The sequence below is a fragment of the uncultured Granulicatella sp. genome, assembly GCF_938030755.1.
Lineage (GTDB): Bacteria > Bacillota > Bacilli > Lactobacillales > Aerococcaceae > Granulicatella.
On record NZ_CALHIF010000063.1, the window covers coordinates 43,009 to 60,400 of the forward strand.

Sequence of the window (17,392 nt, forward strand, 5' to 3'; positions counted from 1 at the left end):
TTAGCCGAACTCTGAAAGATTAGTAAGAGTTTCCGCCTCGCCAGCGTTACAGGTAAGAAGAGTAAAATAATTAGGTGGTAACACGTATTGCGTCCTATCTGTCAATGACAGGTGGGGCGCTTTTAATTTTGAAAGGAGTGAATCAGATGACATTTAATCATCTAGAAATCGAGCCCAAATGGCAAAAATATTGGAAAGAACATCATACATTCAAAACAACAGAAGATCCTTCTAAGAAAAACTTTTACGCATTAGATATGTTCCCGTATCCATCAGGACAAGGACTTCACGTAGGTCACCCAGAAGGCTATACAGCAACTGATGCCATTTCTCGTATGAAACGTGCACAAGGGTACAATGTTCTCCATCCAATGGGATGGGATGCGTTTGGACTTCCTGCAGAGCAATATGCTCTGGATACAGGAAATGATCCGGCAGAATTCACGAAAGTAAACGTAGCAAACTTCAAACGTCAAATTAATGAATTAGGATTTAGTTATGATTGGGACCGTGAAATTAACACAACGGATCCAGAGTACTATAAATGGACACAATGGATTTTCACTAAATTAGTGGAAATGGGACTTGCATATGAAGCTGAAATTCCAGTGAACTGGTGTCCAGCGCTTGGAACAGTACTTGCTAACGAAGAAGTTATCGATGGTAAGAGTGAACGTGGAGGACATCCAGTTTACCGTAAACCAATGAAACAATGGATGCTTAAAATTACTGCTTATGCAGACCGCCTATTAGAAGATTTGGATGAGTTGGATTGGCCTGAAAGCATCAAAGACATGCAAAGAAACTGGATTGGTCGTTCAGAAGGGGCTCAAGTTCGTTTCAATGTAAAAGGAACAGATGAAAGCTTCGAAGTCTTCACAACACGTCCAGATACATTATTTGGAGCGACTTACAATGTATTAGCTCCAGAACATGAATTAGTTCAAAAGATTGTCACTCCTGAACAAAAAGAAGCAGTGGATGCTTATATTGCAGCCGTTTCTACAAAATCAGACTTAGAACGGACAGAACTTTCTAAAGAAAAAACAGGAGTATTTACTGGTGCGTACGCAATTAACCCAGTAAACGGAAAAGAAATTCCAATCTGGATTGCAGACTATGTATTAAGTACATATGGTACAGGTGCGATTATGGCCGTTCCAGCGCATGATGAACGCGACTACGAATTTGCTAAAGTTTTTGGCTTAGACATTATTCCTGTCATCGAAGGTGGAAACGTTGAAGAAGAAGCATACACTGGTGATGGTGTACATATTCATTCAGAATTCCTAGATGGATTAAACAAAGCTGACGCAATTGCAAAAATGAATGAATGGTTAAAAGAACATGGCGTAGGGGCTGCAAAAGTAAGCTATCGTCTACGTGACTGGTTATTCTCTCGTCAACGTTACTGGGGTGAACCAATTCCAGTCATCCATTGGGAAGATGGTACGATGACAACTGTTCCAGAATCTGAACTGCCATTAGTGTTACCAAAAACAGATAAAATTCGTCCTAGTGGTACAGGCGAATCACCACTTGCAGCCATTGAAGACTGGCTCTATGTAACGGACCCTGCAACAGGTAAGAAAGGTCGTCGTGAAACAAATACAATGCCACAATGGGCAGGAAGCTCATGGTACTTTGTACGTTACATAGATCCTCATAATAAAGAAAAAATTGTAGATCCAGAGAAGGTAAAACAATGGTTACCAGTTGATTTATATATCGGTGGTGCAGAGCATGCCGTTCTTCACTTACTATATGCTCGTTTCTGGTATAAAGTGTTATACGATTTAGGTGTTGTTCCAAACAAAGAACCATTCCAAAAATTATTTAACCAAGGAATGATTCTTGGTGAAGGTAACGAAAAAATGTCTAAATCTAAAGGGAATGTTGTAAACCCTGATGATGTTGTTCGCGAATATGGTGCGGATACATTACGTGTCTATGAAATGTTCATGGGACCACTGGATGCATCGATTGCTTGGAGTGAAAAAGGACTTGAAGGTAGCCGTAAGTTCCTAGACCGATTCTGGAGATTGATGATTGATGATAATGGCAAGATGCGTGACCGTATCACAAAACTAAATGATGGCAAATTGGATAAAGTGTACCATCAAACAGTGAAGAAAGTAACAGAAGACTTTGAAGAGTTGCATTTCAATACGGCAATCTCTCAAATGATGATTTTCGTAAACGAGGCGTATAAAGCAGATGCATTACCATTCGACTACATGAAAGGTCTTGTACAATTGATTGCGCCATTAGCACCGCATATGGCTGAAGAAATTTGGAGTAAATTCGGATTTACAGAATCAATCAGTTATGAACCATGGCCAACTTACGATGAATCTAAATTAGTCGAAGACGAAGTTGAAGTGATTTTCCAAGTAAATGGAAAAATAAAAGCACGTGTAATGGTTCCAACAGATGCAGATGCTACAGCTCTTGAAGGACTTGCTAAAGAACATGATTCAGTAAAATCTGCAATTGAAGGAAAAACAATCCGTAAAGTAATTGCCGTTCCAGGACGTTTAGTAAACATCGTTGCAAACTAATGGAGCTTGAAAGGATAGTAGAATGATTTATTTTGATAATGCAGCAACAACGAAAATTTATGATGATGCATTAACGAGCTATGTTCAAGTCAGTCAGAAGTTTTTTGGAAACCCATCGAGCTTACACCAATTAGGAGTCGATGCCCATCAAGTATTGACCAAAGCAAGAGTACAAGTGGCAAGTTTATTATCAGTTCAACCTGAGGAGATTTTCTTTACCTCAGGAGGGACTGAATCCAATAACTGGGCTATTAAAGGAACTGCTCTTGAGAAGTCTGTATTTGGGAAACATATCATTACGACAAAGATTGAACATCCGTCAGTCATTCAAACGTGTAAGCAACTTGAACGCTTTGGGTTTGAAGTGACTTATTTAGATGCCGATTCAAAAGGAATTGTAAATGTAGAGCAATTAAAAGAGAGTCTTCGCAAAGATACGATTCTAGTGAGTGTAATGGCTGTCAATAATGAAGTCGGAGCAGTTCAACCGATTGCTGAGATTGCTAAAGTACTAGAGGAATATCCATCGATTCATTTTCATGTGGATGCTGTTCAAGCAGTAGAACGCGCAAGTCAGCTGCTAGCCATTGAACGCATAGATTTATTAAGTCTATCTGCGCATAAATTCCATGGACCACGAGGCGTTGGAATTATGTATAAGAAATTTGGACGTAAGATTCAAGCGCTCTTAACAGGTGGTGGACAAGAAAAAGGGGAACGTAGTACGACAGAAAACCTTCCAGGGATTGTGGCCACAACAAAAGCACTGAGAATGGCTATAGAAGAAAAGTCTGTTACGGGTGAACTTCGTAGCCAACTATGGAAAGAGCTTGTTACAAAACCTGAAATCCGCATCTTCTCACCTGAAGATGGAGCGTCACACGTGTTGTGCTTTGCCATTAAAGGTGTTCGTGGAGAAGTAGTTGTCCATGCTTTTGAAAATCATGGCATTTATATTTCTACGACTTCTGCTTGTTCAAGTAAAAAAGCAGATTCATCAAGTACACTTTATGCGATGGATGTGCCAACTGAATGGGCAACAGGAGCCGTTCGTGTAAGCTTCTCAAACGATAATACAACAGAAGAAGTAGAACAGTTTGTTGATGTTCTTCATCAGTTATTGAAACAATTTTCGTTTTTAAAATAAAAGGAGGAAACCTTTGAAAACTAGAATTTTGATTCGCTATGGTGAACTTTCTACAAAGGGTAGAAACAAGAAGATGTTCACTCAAAAATTAGCGTCAAATATAAAGAAAGCCCTAGTAGATTTTCCTCAGGTAAAGGTGATTCCTGATTATGACTTTATGTATTTAGATTTACATGAAGCGCCTGAAGAAGCTGTTATCGAAAAGGTAAAACCAATTTTTGGGATTCAATCAATTTCGCCAGTCTATATTATCGAAAAAGATATGGAAGTGGCCAAAAGAGTGGTTCTTGACTTATTGAGTCAAGAAGATCTTGAAGGTAAGACGTTTAAAATTATGACAAAACGCTCGGATCACACATTCGAGATGGATACAAACCAAATCAATCTGTTCTTAGGAGATGCTGTTCTTGAAGCATTTCCAGATATCAAAGTTCAATTAAAACAACCAGATATTACAGTTCGTATCGATGTGCGCCGTGAACACTTAATGGTGAGTCTTAAGACCATCCCAGGGGCAGGCGGACTTCCTGTTGGAACAAGTGGTCGAGTGATGCTCATGTTATCTGGCGGGATTGATTCTCCAGTAGCAGGGTATCTTGCGATGAAACGTGGGATGGAGATTCAATGCGTTCACTTTGCAAGCCCACCATATACGAGTCCTCAAGCGCTTGAGAAAACAAAACTTTTAGCTGCAAAAATCGCTCGTTTTGGAGGAAGTATTCAATTCCTTACGGTACCATTTTCTAGAATTCAAGAGGAAATTAAGAAGAGTGTACCAGAAGCTTATTTAATGACGATTATGCGTCGCTTCATGCTTCGTATTACGGATCAACTTAGAGAAAACGCACGTGCACTTGCAATTGCTAATGGGGAATCAGTAGGGCAAGTAGCTTCTCAAACTTTAGATAGCATGCTGGCGATTAATGACGTGACTAACACACCAATAATTCGTCCGGTGGCTACAATGGATAAACTCGATATTATCAAAGTTGCTGAAGAAATTGATACTTTTGAATTATCGATTCAACCATTTGAAGACTGCTGTACGGTGTTTGCTCCACCAAGTCCAAAGACAAAACCAAAACTCGAAAAGGCACGTCAATATGAAGCGCGTCTTAATGTTGAAGGGTTAATTAAAGAAGCTGTTGATGGGACAGTGATTGAAGAAATTACTGCAAACTATACAACTCCAGTTGAAACTACAAGTCAAGAAATTGATGATTTATTTTAAAATAAAAAGAAGCGACGCTATTCCACAGGGAGTAGCATCGCTTCTTTTGGTTTATTGGAAGTATTCTTTAAGTGCGTTTGCAATACTTTTTGCGATATTTTCTTGATATTCTTGAGAAGAAATCACTTTATTATCACCTTGATTGTTTAAGTATCCAAGTTCTAGAAGAATAGACGGACGAGCATTATCTCTTAATACCATGAAGTTTTGGAATCTGCTTCCTTGGTTTTTAAGAGGTAAGTTACGTGATAAATACTTATTGATGGTTTGACTGAGATTTTCACTTTTATCGCTATAATAATAGGTTGTAGTTCCACTAGCGCTATCGACTTCCGCAGAATCAAAGTGAATACTGATAAATGCATTGGCATTATTTTTATTACTAATTTCAGCACGATCTGCTAAGGAAACGGAACTATCGTCAGTTCTAGTTAAAATAACTTTTGCGCCTAACGCTTCTAATTCCTTCTTAACTAAGAAAGCAGTTGAAAGTGTGTGATCAGCTTCATGTTTTTCACTAAAGTTTACTACAGCACCAGGATCATCTCCGCCGTGACCAGGGTCAATGACAATAGTTGCATTTTTAATTCCTTGTGGGAGGGCGTCATCTGTTTCTATCCCTGCGAAGTTTGCGGTGACTAACCAATATGGTATATATCCATATTTTCCATTGCCTACTGAAACTTTGTAGAAATCTCCTTCTCTATCTTCATATGCAAATTGAGTTCCTTTATCTACCGTTCCAATTAAATCTGAAGTGATAGATGATTGAGAGTAGATTGGAGTTTCTTTTAGCTTCGTTACAAACATTTTATTGGAATCAATAGTCGTTGGAAGCCCAGCTTGTTTGTTTAATATTTCTTGTATTAATTCAATGGTATAGTTCGAAGAATCGCTATCTACATATCCTTCAGTTTCTTTATAGCGGATTTTTAAAGTTTTATCGGAAACATCTTCAAGAAGATAAAAAATCTCACCATCTGGGATTGTCCCAATTTCTTTAGTGTTTTTTTCGGCAGTTTGATAAATCTTCAAACCTCCATTTGCATAACCTTTCATTAATGTTGTTAGTAAGATATGATCATTTTCTTCCACGTAGCCAACTTGTTCATTATACTGAACTTGAATCCATCCGTTGTCTAGTTTGTGTAGGGATAATAAATATTGTCCTTGAGAGATTTCACCCATTGGGATTGACTCTGAATCCATTTTTTGATAAACCTGTACATTCGAAGAACCAGTATTTACAGCAAATTGAACAATTTTATTTTTTACTCTAGAAGACGTCTGAGTGGCAGAGTTTGTATTTGAATTATCTACAACTGTTTGACGGGTATTGTTCTCATTTGTTGAAGCAGATTTTTCACTGACTAATGGATAGGCAATTATCCAAAATGTTAATAATATAAAAATGAAAGCTATGAATTGTTGTGTATTTTTCTTTTTAAATAGATGCAATAATGAATCCATAGAGACTCCTTTAAAATTAAGTATTTCTAATTCATTATACCAATAAAACCCTTATTTGTGTATAAAAAGTTGCTTTGAACTTGATTGTAGTAGAATTTATTAGGTACAATAAAAAAGAATAAGAGCAAATTGGAGGTTTGACATGTTAATTGGATCTCATGTTTCAATGAGTGGTAAAGAAATGCTATTAGGGTCAGCTAAAGAAGCCTATAGTTACGGGGCAAATGTTATGATGGTGTATACGGGAGCTCCTCAAAATACCAGAAGAAAACCGATAGAAGAATTAAACGCTGAAATAGGCAAGAAATTTATGGCTGAAAATGGAATCAAGGAAGTGGTCGTTCACGCTCCATATATTATTAACTTAGCCAATACTACAAAAGAAGGATATATTGATTTTGCAATTGATTTTTTAAAAGAAGAATTGAGACGTGCTGAAGCAGTCGGTGCTACACAAGTTGTTTTACATCCAGGTTCTCATGTAGGAGCGGGTGTTGATGTTGGATTGAATCAAATCATCTATGGACTAAACCAAGTAATTACAAAAGATCAAACAGTTCAAATCGCCTTAGAAACAATGGCTGGAAAAGGAACGGAGTTAGCTCGTACGTTTGAAGAACTAGCGCGTATTATTGATGGCGTGACGTATAATGAACACTTATCGGTTACATTTGATACTTGTCATGTTCATGATGCTGGATACGATATAAAAAACGATTTATCGGGAGTATTGACACAGTTCGATAAAACGGTAGGACTTGATCGCATTAAAGTTCTTCATATCAACGATTCTAAAAATCCTGTGGGTGCTCATAAAGATAGGCATGAAAATTTTGGATTTGGAGAAATTGGGTTTGATGCGTTAATGAATGTTATTCAAGTCCCAGAATTTAAAAATCTCCCTAAAATTCTTGAAACTCCATGGATTAAAGTGGAAGATAAAGTTCAGATTGCGCCTTACAAGAAAGAGATTGAAATGATTCGTTCTGGTAAATTCGATTCACATTGGATCGAAGAGTTATTAAATCAAGAAAGAAGGAAGTAATATGCATTCACACGATCATTGCTGTGGACACGACCACTGTAAGCATCATCATAACCACTCACATAATCATGTTGAAGAAGCATTAGAGATTCTAAAAGAAGCGGGCTACAAGCACACGAATAAACGCCAACGATTGGTTGAAATTTTAAATGATGCGAATCGCTACTTGTCAGCAAAGCAAGTACAAGAGTTAGTTGCACCTGAATTCCCGCAATTAAGTTATGATACAATTTATCGTAATTTATATACCTTTGTACAATTAAATATTTTAGAAGAAACAGAATTAAATGGTGAGAAATTATTTAGATTCCGTTGCCAAACACATGGGCATCATCATCATTTCATTTGTGAAAAGTGTGGTAGTACAAAAGAAATAGATATGTGCCCAATGGACTTCTTCCAAGATCAATTAGAAGGTTGTGAAATTCACTCTCATCGATTCGAGATTTTTGGACTTTGCGAAAAATGCGCAACTAAAGCATAAATTAAGGTTTTCCTAAAAAAGTTCATTGGCAGTAGAGAAGTTGATTGACATTTTAGTAAACCTTTCCTATAATAAAAAAAGGACATTTCGTTTGTTTGGTTATTCTATTCAAAAGAAAACAGTTACTTTTAAATGCTCGGAGGGAGGGAATAGGATATGTCAAAAACAGTTGTTCGTAAAAACGAATCACTTGATGATGCTCTTCGTCGCTTCAAACGTACTGTTTCTAAAACCGGAACTTTACAAGAGGCTCGCAAACGTGAGTTTTATGAAAAACCAAGTGTAAGACGTAAGAAAAAATCAGAGGCAGCTCGTAAACGCAAGTTCTAGTCAACTCTGTGTATCATATGACTATGTCAGGCTGGGGCTATAGGTCCCAGTCTTTTTTTATCAATCAAACGAAATATAAGAATGGAGAGAGAACAATGTCATTAAAAGAAACGATTAACAACGATATTAAAACAGCAATGAAAGCAAAAGATAAAGAAACTTTAGCCGTTTTGCGTATGATTAAAACAGCAATTCAAGCGGCTGAAATTGATAAAAAATCCGAGCTAACACCTGAAGAAGAATTAACGATTCTGTCTCGTGAAGCTAAACAACGCCGTGATTCAATTGTTGAATTTGAAAAAGCAAATCGACCAGAACTAGTTGAAAAAACACAAGGTGAATTAGTAATTGTTGAAAAGTACTTACCAGCACAACTTTCTTTAGAAGAAGTACAAGTAAAAATTGCTGAAATTGCTGAGCAAGTAGGAGCTACTACTCAAAAAGAATTTGGTAAATTAATGGGAGCAGTGATGCAAGCTCTTAAAGGTCAAGCAGACGGTAATGTCATTAAAGAACAAGTAAAAGCACACTTAAATAAATAAGTGTGGATTGGAGGATAACTGATTGGAAAATGAAACCGTAAAAGCAAGTGTTGAATTAAGCGATAATCCTCAATTAATTCAATTATTTGGTTCTCAAGATCAGAATATTCGTTTTATTGGAGATTCATTCCAAGTACAAATTACTCATCGTGGGGAGCAACTCTTTATCACTGGCGAAGAAGAGGTTACTACTCAAGTTAAAGAACTACTAAATCAACTTCAAGACTTAATTGCACGTGGAATTAGTATTTCTAAAACAGATATCATTACCGCGGTAAAGATGGCAAAACGCGGTACTTTGGATTACTTTGTTAATTTGTATAACGAAGAAATTGGACGTACATTTGCAGGGAAAGCGATTCGTGCTAAAACATATGGTCAACAGCAATATATTCATGCCATAAAGAAGACTGATGTAGTCTTTGGCATTGGACCTGCCGGAACGGGTAAAACGTTTGTAGCTGTTGTGATGGCTGTACAAGCATTGAAGAAAGGCGAAGTGAAGAAAATTATCTTGACTCGTCCAGCTGTTGAAGCCGGTGAAAATTTAGGTTTCCTACCAGGAGACTTAAAAGAAAAAGTAGATCCATATTTACGTCCGTTATATGATGCTCTTTATACCGTATACGGTATGGAACATACGAATCGACTCTTAGAACGAGGAGTCATTGAAGTGGCGCCGTTAGCGTATATGCGTGGGCGTACTCTAGAAGATTCATTTATCATTTTAGATGAAGCTCAAAATACAACTAGAGCTCAAATGAAAATGTTCTTAACTCGTTTAGGTTTTGGTTCAAAAATGATTGTTAATGGAGATAAGTCTCAAATTGACTTACCAAAAGGACATCAAGCCAGTGGTCTTTTAGATGCTGAACGCAAGCTGAAAGGTATCAATGGAATTGCGTTTGTGGAATTTGATGCAGGAGACGTTGTACGTCATCCAATCGTATCTGAAATTATTAATGCATATTCAGCACCAACGGAAACTGAAAGGGAACGAGGTGAAGAAAGTGAGACAAAAGCTCCGTAAGTTTCAAGAGACTTTAGGAATGCTCTATCTACCTGCTTTATTAGGATTGACATTTTTAGTGTTACTCATTTTAGGGTGGAGTAATGTACAACCAACTTCTTATTCGTTAGAATTAAATCAAGTTGCTAAAGAAACAATTCGTTCTCCAAGAACAATTGAGGATAAAGAGCAAACCGCAAAAAATCAACAAATGGCAATGGATGGTGTTGGAGATATTTATGTTTTTGACCAAACCAAACAACAACAACAAATTGATAAAGTAAAGCAGTTTTTCCAAGCGATTAAAACGGTTGCAGCCAAATCTTCAAGCGAAATATTTGGGGTAGATTCAACTACCACAACTACTGGAGAAACATCTACAAAAGTAGCTACAATTCAAGACCGCCTAAGCTATTTTAAGAAAAGTTTAGATGGGGAAAATAAAGCCATTCGAGATTTTGCTTTATATATTAAAGACAGTGTTATTGTACAACTTCTGTCCGCTAGTTCTGAAAAATTAGATAGCTATGAGAAAGCTGTAGAAGATGCAACGAAGGAACAAATGGCTTCTTCTATTACAGATTCTAATTTGTTGCAAGCGCAAGAAGCTGCAAAGAAATCTTTGTTTAATGGTGGATTCTCTGATTCAGAACGTGAATTATTAGGACAGTTGTTAACCAATAGCATTGTTGCTAATAATGTAGTGGATAAAGATGCAACCAACAGTGCAAAAGAGAATGCGAAACAAAGCGTCTCAACCGTTAGAATTCTTCAAGGTCAAGTGCTTATCCAAGAAGGGCATATTATTACTCAAGAAGATTTACGTATTCTTGAATTACTCGGTATCAATGGGACAACAAACAATTATCATCAACTCTATAGTTACTTGATTTTCCTTGGAATCTTTATCGTTAGTCTACTAGTATTCTCGCTTCGATATAAAGTGGGAGTTTCAAGTAAAGACTGGGATACCCGTTTGAATGAATTAACAGTATTTAGTTTTGTTTTTTCAATGGGCGCTGTACTGTTGAAAATTTTATCGTTCTTGCAAAATAGAGGGATTGATTACATTGGTGTTGCTTTTCCAATTGCTGGATTAATCTATCTTATTTATAAATTAACCTCAAAATTTTTCTTCACAATTATTGCGATGTTGGTTTATCCGATTTTAGTCTGGTTTATGTTTGGTAGTGACAATATCAATACTGAAATAGCATTAACAACTGTTTATTTTTCTCTTGCAGCTTGGTTAGGAGTTGTTCAAGAAGTTTATTGGAAAAACTTATCTTGGTTTAAACAATTACTTTTACAAATTCTAATTCCTGTTTCGTTAATGATTCCATTTGTATTTTTTAGTAATTATGAACTAGTTTCTACTCAATCTGGTTGGTTATTTGCATTTGCTGCGATTAGTGGATTTTTATCGTATATAATTCCAGTAATTTTAATGCCATATCTAACTTACCTTTTTGAGGATAGTTCAGTCCTTTTATGGGCAGAGTTATCCAATCCAAATCAACCTCTGTTAAAAGATTTAATTACAAAAGCTCCTGGGACTTATCATCACAGTCTAATGGTGGCTAATATTTCAGCTAACTGTGTAGAGGCAATTGGAGGAGATTCTCAATTAGCACGAGTAGCAAGCTATTATCATGATATTGGAAAAACAGAGCACCCGTTCTTCTTTATTGAAAACTTGCCTGCTCATATGGAAAGTCCGCATAAAATGATTGGACCTTATGAATCAAAAGAAATCATTTTTGATCATGTTCGTAAAGGAGTAGAAATCTTAAAAGAACATCAATTGCCAAAATCAGTAATTGATATTTGTGCAGAACATCATGGAACTACTTTGATGAAATATTTTTATGCAGAAGCTCTAAAAGAAAATCCGGATGCGATTGAAGAAGATTTCAGATATCCTGGTCCAAAACCTCAGACCAAAGAATCGGCAGTCATTAATATTGTAGATAGTGCAGAGGCTGCAACACGAGCGATGAAAGAGCCTACTTTAGAAAAAGTTCAGAATTTGGTTCATTCTATCATTATGAATCGCTTGGAAGATGGTCAGTTTGTAGAATGTGATATTACGATGAAAGAGTTGTCCATTATAGAAAAAAATATTGTGGCTTCTCTTAACGGAACATTCCATTCGCGAATAGAGTATCCAAAAATTGTAAAAAAACCCTAGTTAAGAGTTAGTATCCTTTCCTTTAAGATTGTTTAATGAACAATTTTTTGGGAAAGGATCATTTTTTATTTAATGTTTAGTTCAACATTCGTCAAAGTTCCAATAATGTAGGGAGTTTGTTAAAATAATAGTGACATGAATAAAGGAGATTTTAAAATGATTATTGAAATTATTGATGAAACAGAAGTAGTTCCAGAAAGTCATCAAGAACTGGTTCATAAGGTGGTATCTTTTGCAGCAGATTTTCTAAAAATACCTCAAACAAAAGAATGTAGTATTTCTTTCGTATCTAGTGAACGGATTCGAGAAATCAATCGTGATTTCAGAAATATCGATAAAGTAACGGATGTTATCAGTTTTGCATTGGATGATGACGATGATGATTTTGCAAGCATGCAGTCAATTATGGAGGAAGATGATAGTTTCGTGACTTCAATTGGAGATATTGTCATCTCTTTAGACCGTGCAAAAGAACAAGCAGAAGATTATGGTCATTCGCTTGAAAGAGAACTTGGATTTTTAGCACTTCACGGATTTTTACATTTAAATGGCTATGACCATCAAACTGAAGAAGAGGAAGCTGAAATGACAGGATTGCAACAAGAAATCTTAGAAGCTTATGGGTTAACTAGAAATGACGGATAGACAAACAGAAAAAAATTCAACCTTTTTGACTTCTATGAAATATGCACTACACGGAATCAAAACAGTTATTCATGAAGAAAGGAATATGAAAGCGCATTTGTCCATGGCAGCGTTGGCCATATTGATAAGTTTCATTTCAGGATTAACTGCACTCGAATGGTGTTTTATATTACTTTGTATATTTTTAGTATTAGTCATGGAGATATTAAACACAGTTGTTGAAAATTTGGTAGATTTATTAGTGAAAAAGGAATATCATATTGAAGCTAAAAAGGCAAAAGATATTGCAGCGGGTGGAGTATTGTTAAGCGCAGGTTTTACAGTAGTTATTGCGATGATTATAATTTTGCCAAAATGGATTCATTTTTAAGGAGAGAGTATGACAAAATCATTTAAATCAGGATTTGTAGCGATTGTGGGGCGACCTAACGTCGGCAAATCAACATTTATGAACTATGTGTTAGGTCAGAAGATTGCCATTATGTCTGATAAAGCACAAACTACAAGAAACAAAATTCAAGGAGTCTATACGAAAGATAACGCTCAGATTGTTTTTTTAGATACGCCTGGAATTCATAAACCAAAACATGAGCTCGGTGAATTCATGGTGAAGAGTGCCTATTCTGCTTTAAAAGAAGTGGATGCAGTCTTATTTATGGTCAATGTCAGTGAAAAACGTGGACCAGGAGACGACTTCATTATTGAAAAACTAAAAGGGATTAAGACACCGATTTTCTTAGTGTTGAATAAAATCGATTTAGTAACGCCAGAAGTATTATTAGAACGTGTCGAAAGTTATAAAGACGCACTTGACTTCGCGGGAGTTTTTCCAATTTCAGTATTACAAGGAAATAATGTGAATGAGTTAATGGAAGCACTTATTAACGCACTTCCGGAAGGTCCACAATATTATCCAGCAGATCAAATCACTGACCATCCTGAATACTTTGTGGTTTCTGAATTGATTCGTGAGAAGATTCTACAGTTAACGCAGGAAGAAATTCCTCACTCGGTGGCAGTAACAGTGGATAAGATGCAAAAAGATGAATTTGATAAGGTTCATGTCTATGCAAATATCATCGTGGAGCGAAAATCTCAAAAAGGCATCATTATTGGTAAAGGTGGACGTCTCTTAAAAGAAATAGGGACGAGAGCTAGACGCGATATTCAACAATTACTCGGAAATAAGGTTTATCTTGAATTGTGGGTAAAAGTTGAAAAAGACTGGCGTAAACGTAAAAGTAATCTACAAGAATACGGATATAAAGATACAGACTATAGAGATTAGGATGGAATCAAATGGATTATTATCACTATTTTGATGGGATTGTCATAATGAGACAGACGTACCGAGAAAAAGATATGCTCGTAAAAATTTTGACGAGAGATCACGGAAAGTTGATGTTTTTTCTACGAAATGCACAGCAAAGCAATCATCCATTAACGGCTGCTACACAGGTGTTCACAAGAGCGACTTTCCTGGGACATATTCATCAAAATGGGTTTAGTTTTCTAAAGGATAGTCATGATATCAAACCAGCGATCATTGTCTTGAAAGATGTGAAGGCACAAGCAGTTTTAGCTTATTTAACTCAGTTAACAGATGCCGTAATGGATGACCATATAGTGAATAAGACGGTCTTCCAACTGCTGTGGGACTCGATTGAAGCCATTAATAATGAAATCGATGCAGAAATAATTTTGAGGTTCTTTGAAATCAAGATTCTTCGTTATTACGGGATAGATGTGGAGTGGCAACATTGTGTTATTTGTAATAGGGATACGGACTTAGTTGACTTTTCGATTCAAAAGCACGGATGTCTGTGCAAGAATCACTTAGAGGAAGATGAGTACCGCATGCAATTGTCTAGAAAAGCATTGTATGTAGCAAGACAATTAGCCCTTGTAAATTCTCCAAAACAAATTGGTTCTATTCAATTATCGAGTGAAACTACAAGTGAATTAAGACGCCTGTTTGACACCATTATGGAAGAGTATGTCGGTATTCGTTTGAAGAGTAAAAAATTTTTAAATCAGATGGTCGAATGGGAAACGTTAATGAAGAAAAGAGGACAAGAATAAGAGTGGCGTGAAACGCTGTCTTTACTTGACTTTTTAAGCAATTATCGGTACTATAGTGAAAGATTAATAGGACGTTGACGGTGAGATTTTTAATGATAAAATGTCAAAGAGAGTATGGGCTGGTGGAATCCATATCATGGGTCATTAAAAGTGGCGCACTTGAGTCTATCAACAATGAAGCTTGGTTTTAAACCAAGAAATTAGGGTGGAACCGCGATTAGTCGTCCCTATGTATGCTTTTTGTGTACATAGGGACTTTTTTATTTTGTTAAAGGAGGAAGTAGTATGGATTTTACAATGATCATCCCGGCTTCAGAATTCAAAAATTTTCAATTGAAGGTGGTTTCTTTAGCACCGATTAAAGTGACTGTCATCGGTCATGAGGACGAGGTGTTGGAGGAATTTCAAACAAGTGCAAACCATTCAATGTACGGTTTTAAAACAAAAAATGAAGCGATTAAAGAAGTGAAATGTGAAGTGATTCCTGGTGTGATTTATGAATTCTATCCAGTTGTGAATGCACAATAGAAAGGGGAACAATTATGGCAAAAAAATTAAGTGTTCAAGAAATTATTTTAACATTACAAAATTATTGGTCTAATCAAGGGTGCTTGCTTCTTCAAGCATATGATACTGAAAAAGGGGCGGGGACAATGAGTCCTTATACATTCCTTCGTGCGATTGGGCCAGAACCTTGGAATGCAGCTTACGTGGAACCTTCACGTCGTCCTGCAGATGGTCGCTACGGAGAAAACCCAAACCGTTTATTCCAACACCACCAATTCCAAGTGGTGATGAAACCATCTCCTGAAAATATTCAAGAATTATATTTAGGAAGCTTAGAAGCTCTTGGAATTAACCCATTAGAACACGATATTCGTTTCGTAGAAGATAACTGGGAAAACCCATCTCTTGGTTGTGCTGGTTTAGGATGGGAAGTATGGCTCGATGGAATGGAAGTTACCCAATTTACATACTTCCAACAAGTAGGTGGATTAGAATGTCACCCAGTAACGAGCGAAATTACTTATGGCCTAGAACGTCTTGCTTCCTACATTCAAGAAGTAGAGAGTGTTTATGATTTAGTATGGACTGGCGATGTAAAATACGGTGATATCTTCACTCAACCTGAGTATGAACATTCTAAATACGCATTTGAAGAAAGCAATGCTGAGTTGTTAATGCAATTATTCACAGACTTTGAAAAAGAAGCGACTGTATTAATGGAAAAAGGTCTAGTGCACCCAGCCTATGACTATGTTTTAAAATGCTCTCATGCATTTAACTTAATGGATGCTCGCGGAATTATTTCTGCAACAGACCGTGCAGGATTCCTTGGCCGTATTCGTAAGATGGCTCGTACTATTGCGAAAACTTTCGTGGCAGAACGTGAAGCGCTAGGATTCCCATTATTGAAAGAGAAATAAGAGAGTTTGGAGGAGAGAGAATGACACAATCATTATTATTAGAAATCGGTTTAGAAGAATTACCTGCTCAATATGTTCGAACAAGCTCTGAACAATTAGCAAAACGTGTGGAAGACTTCTTCAAAGATGAAAAATTAGCATTTGAATCCGTAGAAGCGTTTGCGACTCCAAGAAGATTGGCAGTTCGTGTCAATGGATTAGTAGAGGAACAAGCAGACCGCGAAGAAATCTTTAAAGGACCATCTCTAGCAATTGCTCAAAAAGACGGTACTTGGACAAAAGCCGCTGAAGGATTTGTTCGTGGAAAAGGATTAACAACAGATGACATTTATGTGGAAGAAGTGAATGGTGTTGAATACATTCATGTAAAACAACATATTGCTGGTAAATCAACAAAAGAAGTAGTTAAAAACTTATCTTCTGTGATTACAGATATGAAATTCCCTGTAACAATGCGTTGGGCAGCTCATACATTTGAATACTTACGTCCAATTCACTGGATTGTGGCTTTATACGGACAGGATGTCATTGAAGAAATCGGTGTATTAGATGTAAAAGCTGGACGCACTTCAAGAGGACATCGTTTCCTAGGAAAAGATGCAACGATTGAAAGCCCAGAAAGCTATGAAAAAGCTTTGGCTGAACAATTTGTGATCGTGAACCAAGATGAACGTAAAGCGCTAGTACGCAATCAAATTCAAGAATTAGCTGCAAAAAATAACTGGATTATTCCAATCGATGAAGACTTATTAGAAGAAGTAAGCTCAATTTTAGAATACCCAACAGCATTTGCGGGTACTTTTGATGAAAAATACTTAGTTGTTCCAGAACCAGTATTAGTCACATCAATGAAAGAACACCAACGTTATTTCGTTGTGTATAACCAAGAAAAACAATTATTACCATTCTTCGTTTCAGTCCGTAACGGTAATGACTACATGATTGAAAATGTCGCAAAAGGAAATCAAAAAGTATTAACAGCTCGTCTAGAAGATGCATTATTCTTCTACGAAGAAGACTTAAAGATTCCAATGACAACATTCTTGAAGAAATTAGAAACATTAAACTTCCATGCCAAGATTGGTTCTATGACAGAGAAAATGGATCGTGTTCAATTACTTGTTGGACGTATAGCTAAAGAATTTGGCTTGATTGATAACGACAAATTCAATTTCCTTTGGGTGGTTGATTGGCCAATGTTTGAATGGTCTGAAGAAGAAGGTCGTTA

General features: G+C 36.6%; 17 protein-coding genes and 1 other annotated feature (1 of these 18 cut by a window edge). Of the genes, 16 read left to right on the forward strand and 1 reads right to left on the reverse strand.

Features of this window, described 5'->3' with window-relative positions; all coding sequences use genetic code 11:
• Window positions 1-100, forward strand: a binding site (T-box leader); it begins 96 nt to the left of the window's first position.
• 46 nt (window positions 101-146) lie between these two features.
• The 3 genes from leuS to thiI are packed head-to-tail and all read left to right on the forward strand — an operon-like array spanning window position 147 to window position 4,939.
• Window positions 147-2,561: a leucine--tRNA ligase gene (leuS, locus tag Q0594_RS06705; RefSeq protein ID WP_298730704.1), complete on the forward strand. Its 2,415-nt coding sequence runs from the start codon at window positions 147-149 to the stop codon at window positions 2,559-2,561.
• 22 nt (window positions 2,562-2,583) lie between these two features.
• Window positions 2,584-3,708 carry a cysteine desulfurase family protein gene (locus tag Q0594_RS06710; RefSeq protein ID WP_298730706.1) on the forward strand — a complete coding sequence of 375 codons (1,125 nt, stop codon included), beginning with the start codon at window positions 2,584-2,586 and terminating at the stop codon, window positions 3,706-3,708.
• 13 nt (window positions 3,709-3,721) lie between these two features.
• On the forward strand, window positions 3,722-4,939 hold the full coding sequence (gene thiI, locus Q0594_RS06715) for a tRNA uracil 4-sulfurtransferase ThiI (RefSeq protein WP_298730709.1): 1,218 nt from the start codon (window positions 3,722-3,724) through the stop codon (window positions 4,937-4,939).
• A 51-nt stretch (window positions 4,940-4,990) separates the two neighbouring features.
• On the opposite strand, the gene Q0594_RS06720 is transcribed toward thiI, so the two are convergent.
• On the reverse strand, window positions 4,991-6,409 hold the full coding sequence (locus Q0594_RS06720) for an N-acetylmuramoyl-L-alanine amidase (protein ID WP_298730711.1): 1,419 nt from the start codon (window positions 6,407-6,409) through the stop codon (window positions 4,991-4,993).
• A 142-nt stretch (window positions 6,410-6,551) separates the two neighbouring features.
• On the opposite strand from Q0594_RS06720, the gene Q0594_RS06725 reads away from it, so the two are divergent.
• The 13 genes from Q0594_RS06725 to glyS form a co-directional block, all read left to right on the forward strand.
• On the forward strand, window positions 6,552-7,454 hold the full coding sequence (locus Q0594_RS06725; protein ID WP_298730713.1) for a deoxyribonuclease IV: 903 nt from the start codon (window positions 6,552-6,554) through the stop codon (window positions 7,452-7,454).
• A 1-nt stretch (window position 7,455) separates the two neighbouring features.
• A complete protein-coding gene (locus Q0594_RS06730; protein ID WP_298649318.1) occupies window positions 7,456-7,938 on the forward strand; it encodes a Fur family transcriptional regulator in 483 nt (160 codons plus the stop codon).
• Between the two features lie 156 nt (window positions 7,939-8,094).
• A complete protein-coding gene (rpsU, locus tag Q0594_RS06735; RefSeq protein WP_005605651.1) occupies window positions 8,095-8,268 on the forward strand; it encodes a 30S ribosomal protein S21 in 174 nt (57 codons plus the stop codon).
• Between the two features lie 95 nt (window positions 8,269-8,363).
• On the forward strand, window positions 8,364-8,810 hold the full coding sequence (locus Q0594_RS06740; RefSeq protein WP_298730715.1) for a GatB/YqeY domain-containing protein: 447 nt from the start codon (window positions 8,364-8,366) through the stop codon (window positions 8,808-8,810).
• A 22-nt stretch (window positions 8,811-8,832) separates the two neighbouring features.
• A complete protein-coding gene (locus Q0594_RS06745; RefSeq protein ID WP_298730717.1) occupies window positions 8,833-9,840 on the forward strand; it encodes a PhoH family protein in 1,008 nt (335 codons plus the stop codon).
• Window positions 9,821-12,010, forward strand: a complete 2,190-nt coding sequence (locus Q0594_RS06750; protein ID WP_298730719.1) for an HDIG domain-containing metalloprotein — start codon at window positions 9,821-9,823, stop codon at window positions 12,008-12,010. The genes Q0594_RS06745 and Q0594_RS06750 overlap by 20 nt, the downstream gene beginning before the upstream one ends.
• 156 nt (window positions 12,011-12,166) lie before the next feature.
• A complete protein-coding gene (ybeY, locus tag Q0594_RS06755) occupies window positions 12,167-12,655 on the forward strand; it encodes an rRNA maturation RNase YbeY (RefSeq protein WP_278577620.1) in 489 nt (162 codons plus the stop codon).
• Window positions 12,645-13,025 (forward strand): diacylglycerol kinase family protein, encoded by a 381-nt coding sequence (locus Q0594_RS06760; RefSeq protein WP_298649300.1) that lies wholly within the window; start codon window positions 12,645-12,647, stop codon window positions 13,023-13,025. The genes ybeY and Q0594_RS06760 overlap by 11 nt, the downstream gene beginning before the upstream one ends.
• A 9-nt stretch (window positions 13,026-13,034) precedes the next feature.
• Complete coding sequence (era, locus tag Q0594_RS06765) at window positions 13,035-13,943, forward strand: GTPase Era (RefSeq protein ID WP_298730721.1); 909 nt, start codon at window positions 13,035-13,037, stop codon at window positions 13,941-13,943.
• Window positions 13,944-13,954: 11 nt separating this feature from the next.
• Window positions 13,955-14,737 (forward strand): DNA repair protein RecO, encoded by a 783-nt coding sequence (recO, locus tag Q0594_RS06770; protein ID WP_298730723.1) that lies wholly within the window; start codon window positions 13,955-13,957, stop codon window positions 14,735-14,737.
• A gap of 285 nt (window positions 14,738-15,022) precedes the next feature.
• Entirely contained in the window at window positions 15,023-15,265 is a 243-nt protein-coding gene (locus Q0594_RS06775) for a hypothetical protein (protein WP_298649291.1), read from the forward strand.
• A 14-nt stretch (window positions 15,266-15,279) separates the two neighbouring features.
• A complete protein-coding gene (glyQ, locus tag Q0594_RS06780) occupies window positions 15,280-16,164 on the forward strand; it encodes a glycine--tRNA ligase subunit alpha (RefSeq protein WP_005605637.1) in 885 nt (294 codons plus the stop codon).
• A gap of 20 nt (window positions 16,165-16,184) precedes the next feature.
• On the forward strand, window positions 16,185-17,392 hold a 1,208-nt coding region (glyS, locus tag Q0594_RS06785; RefSeq protein ID WP_298730726.1), incomplete at its 3' end, for a glycine--tRNA ligase subunit beta.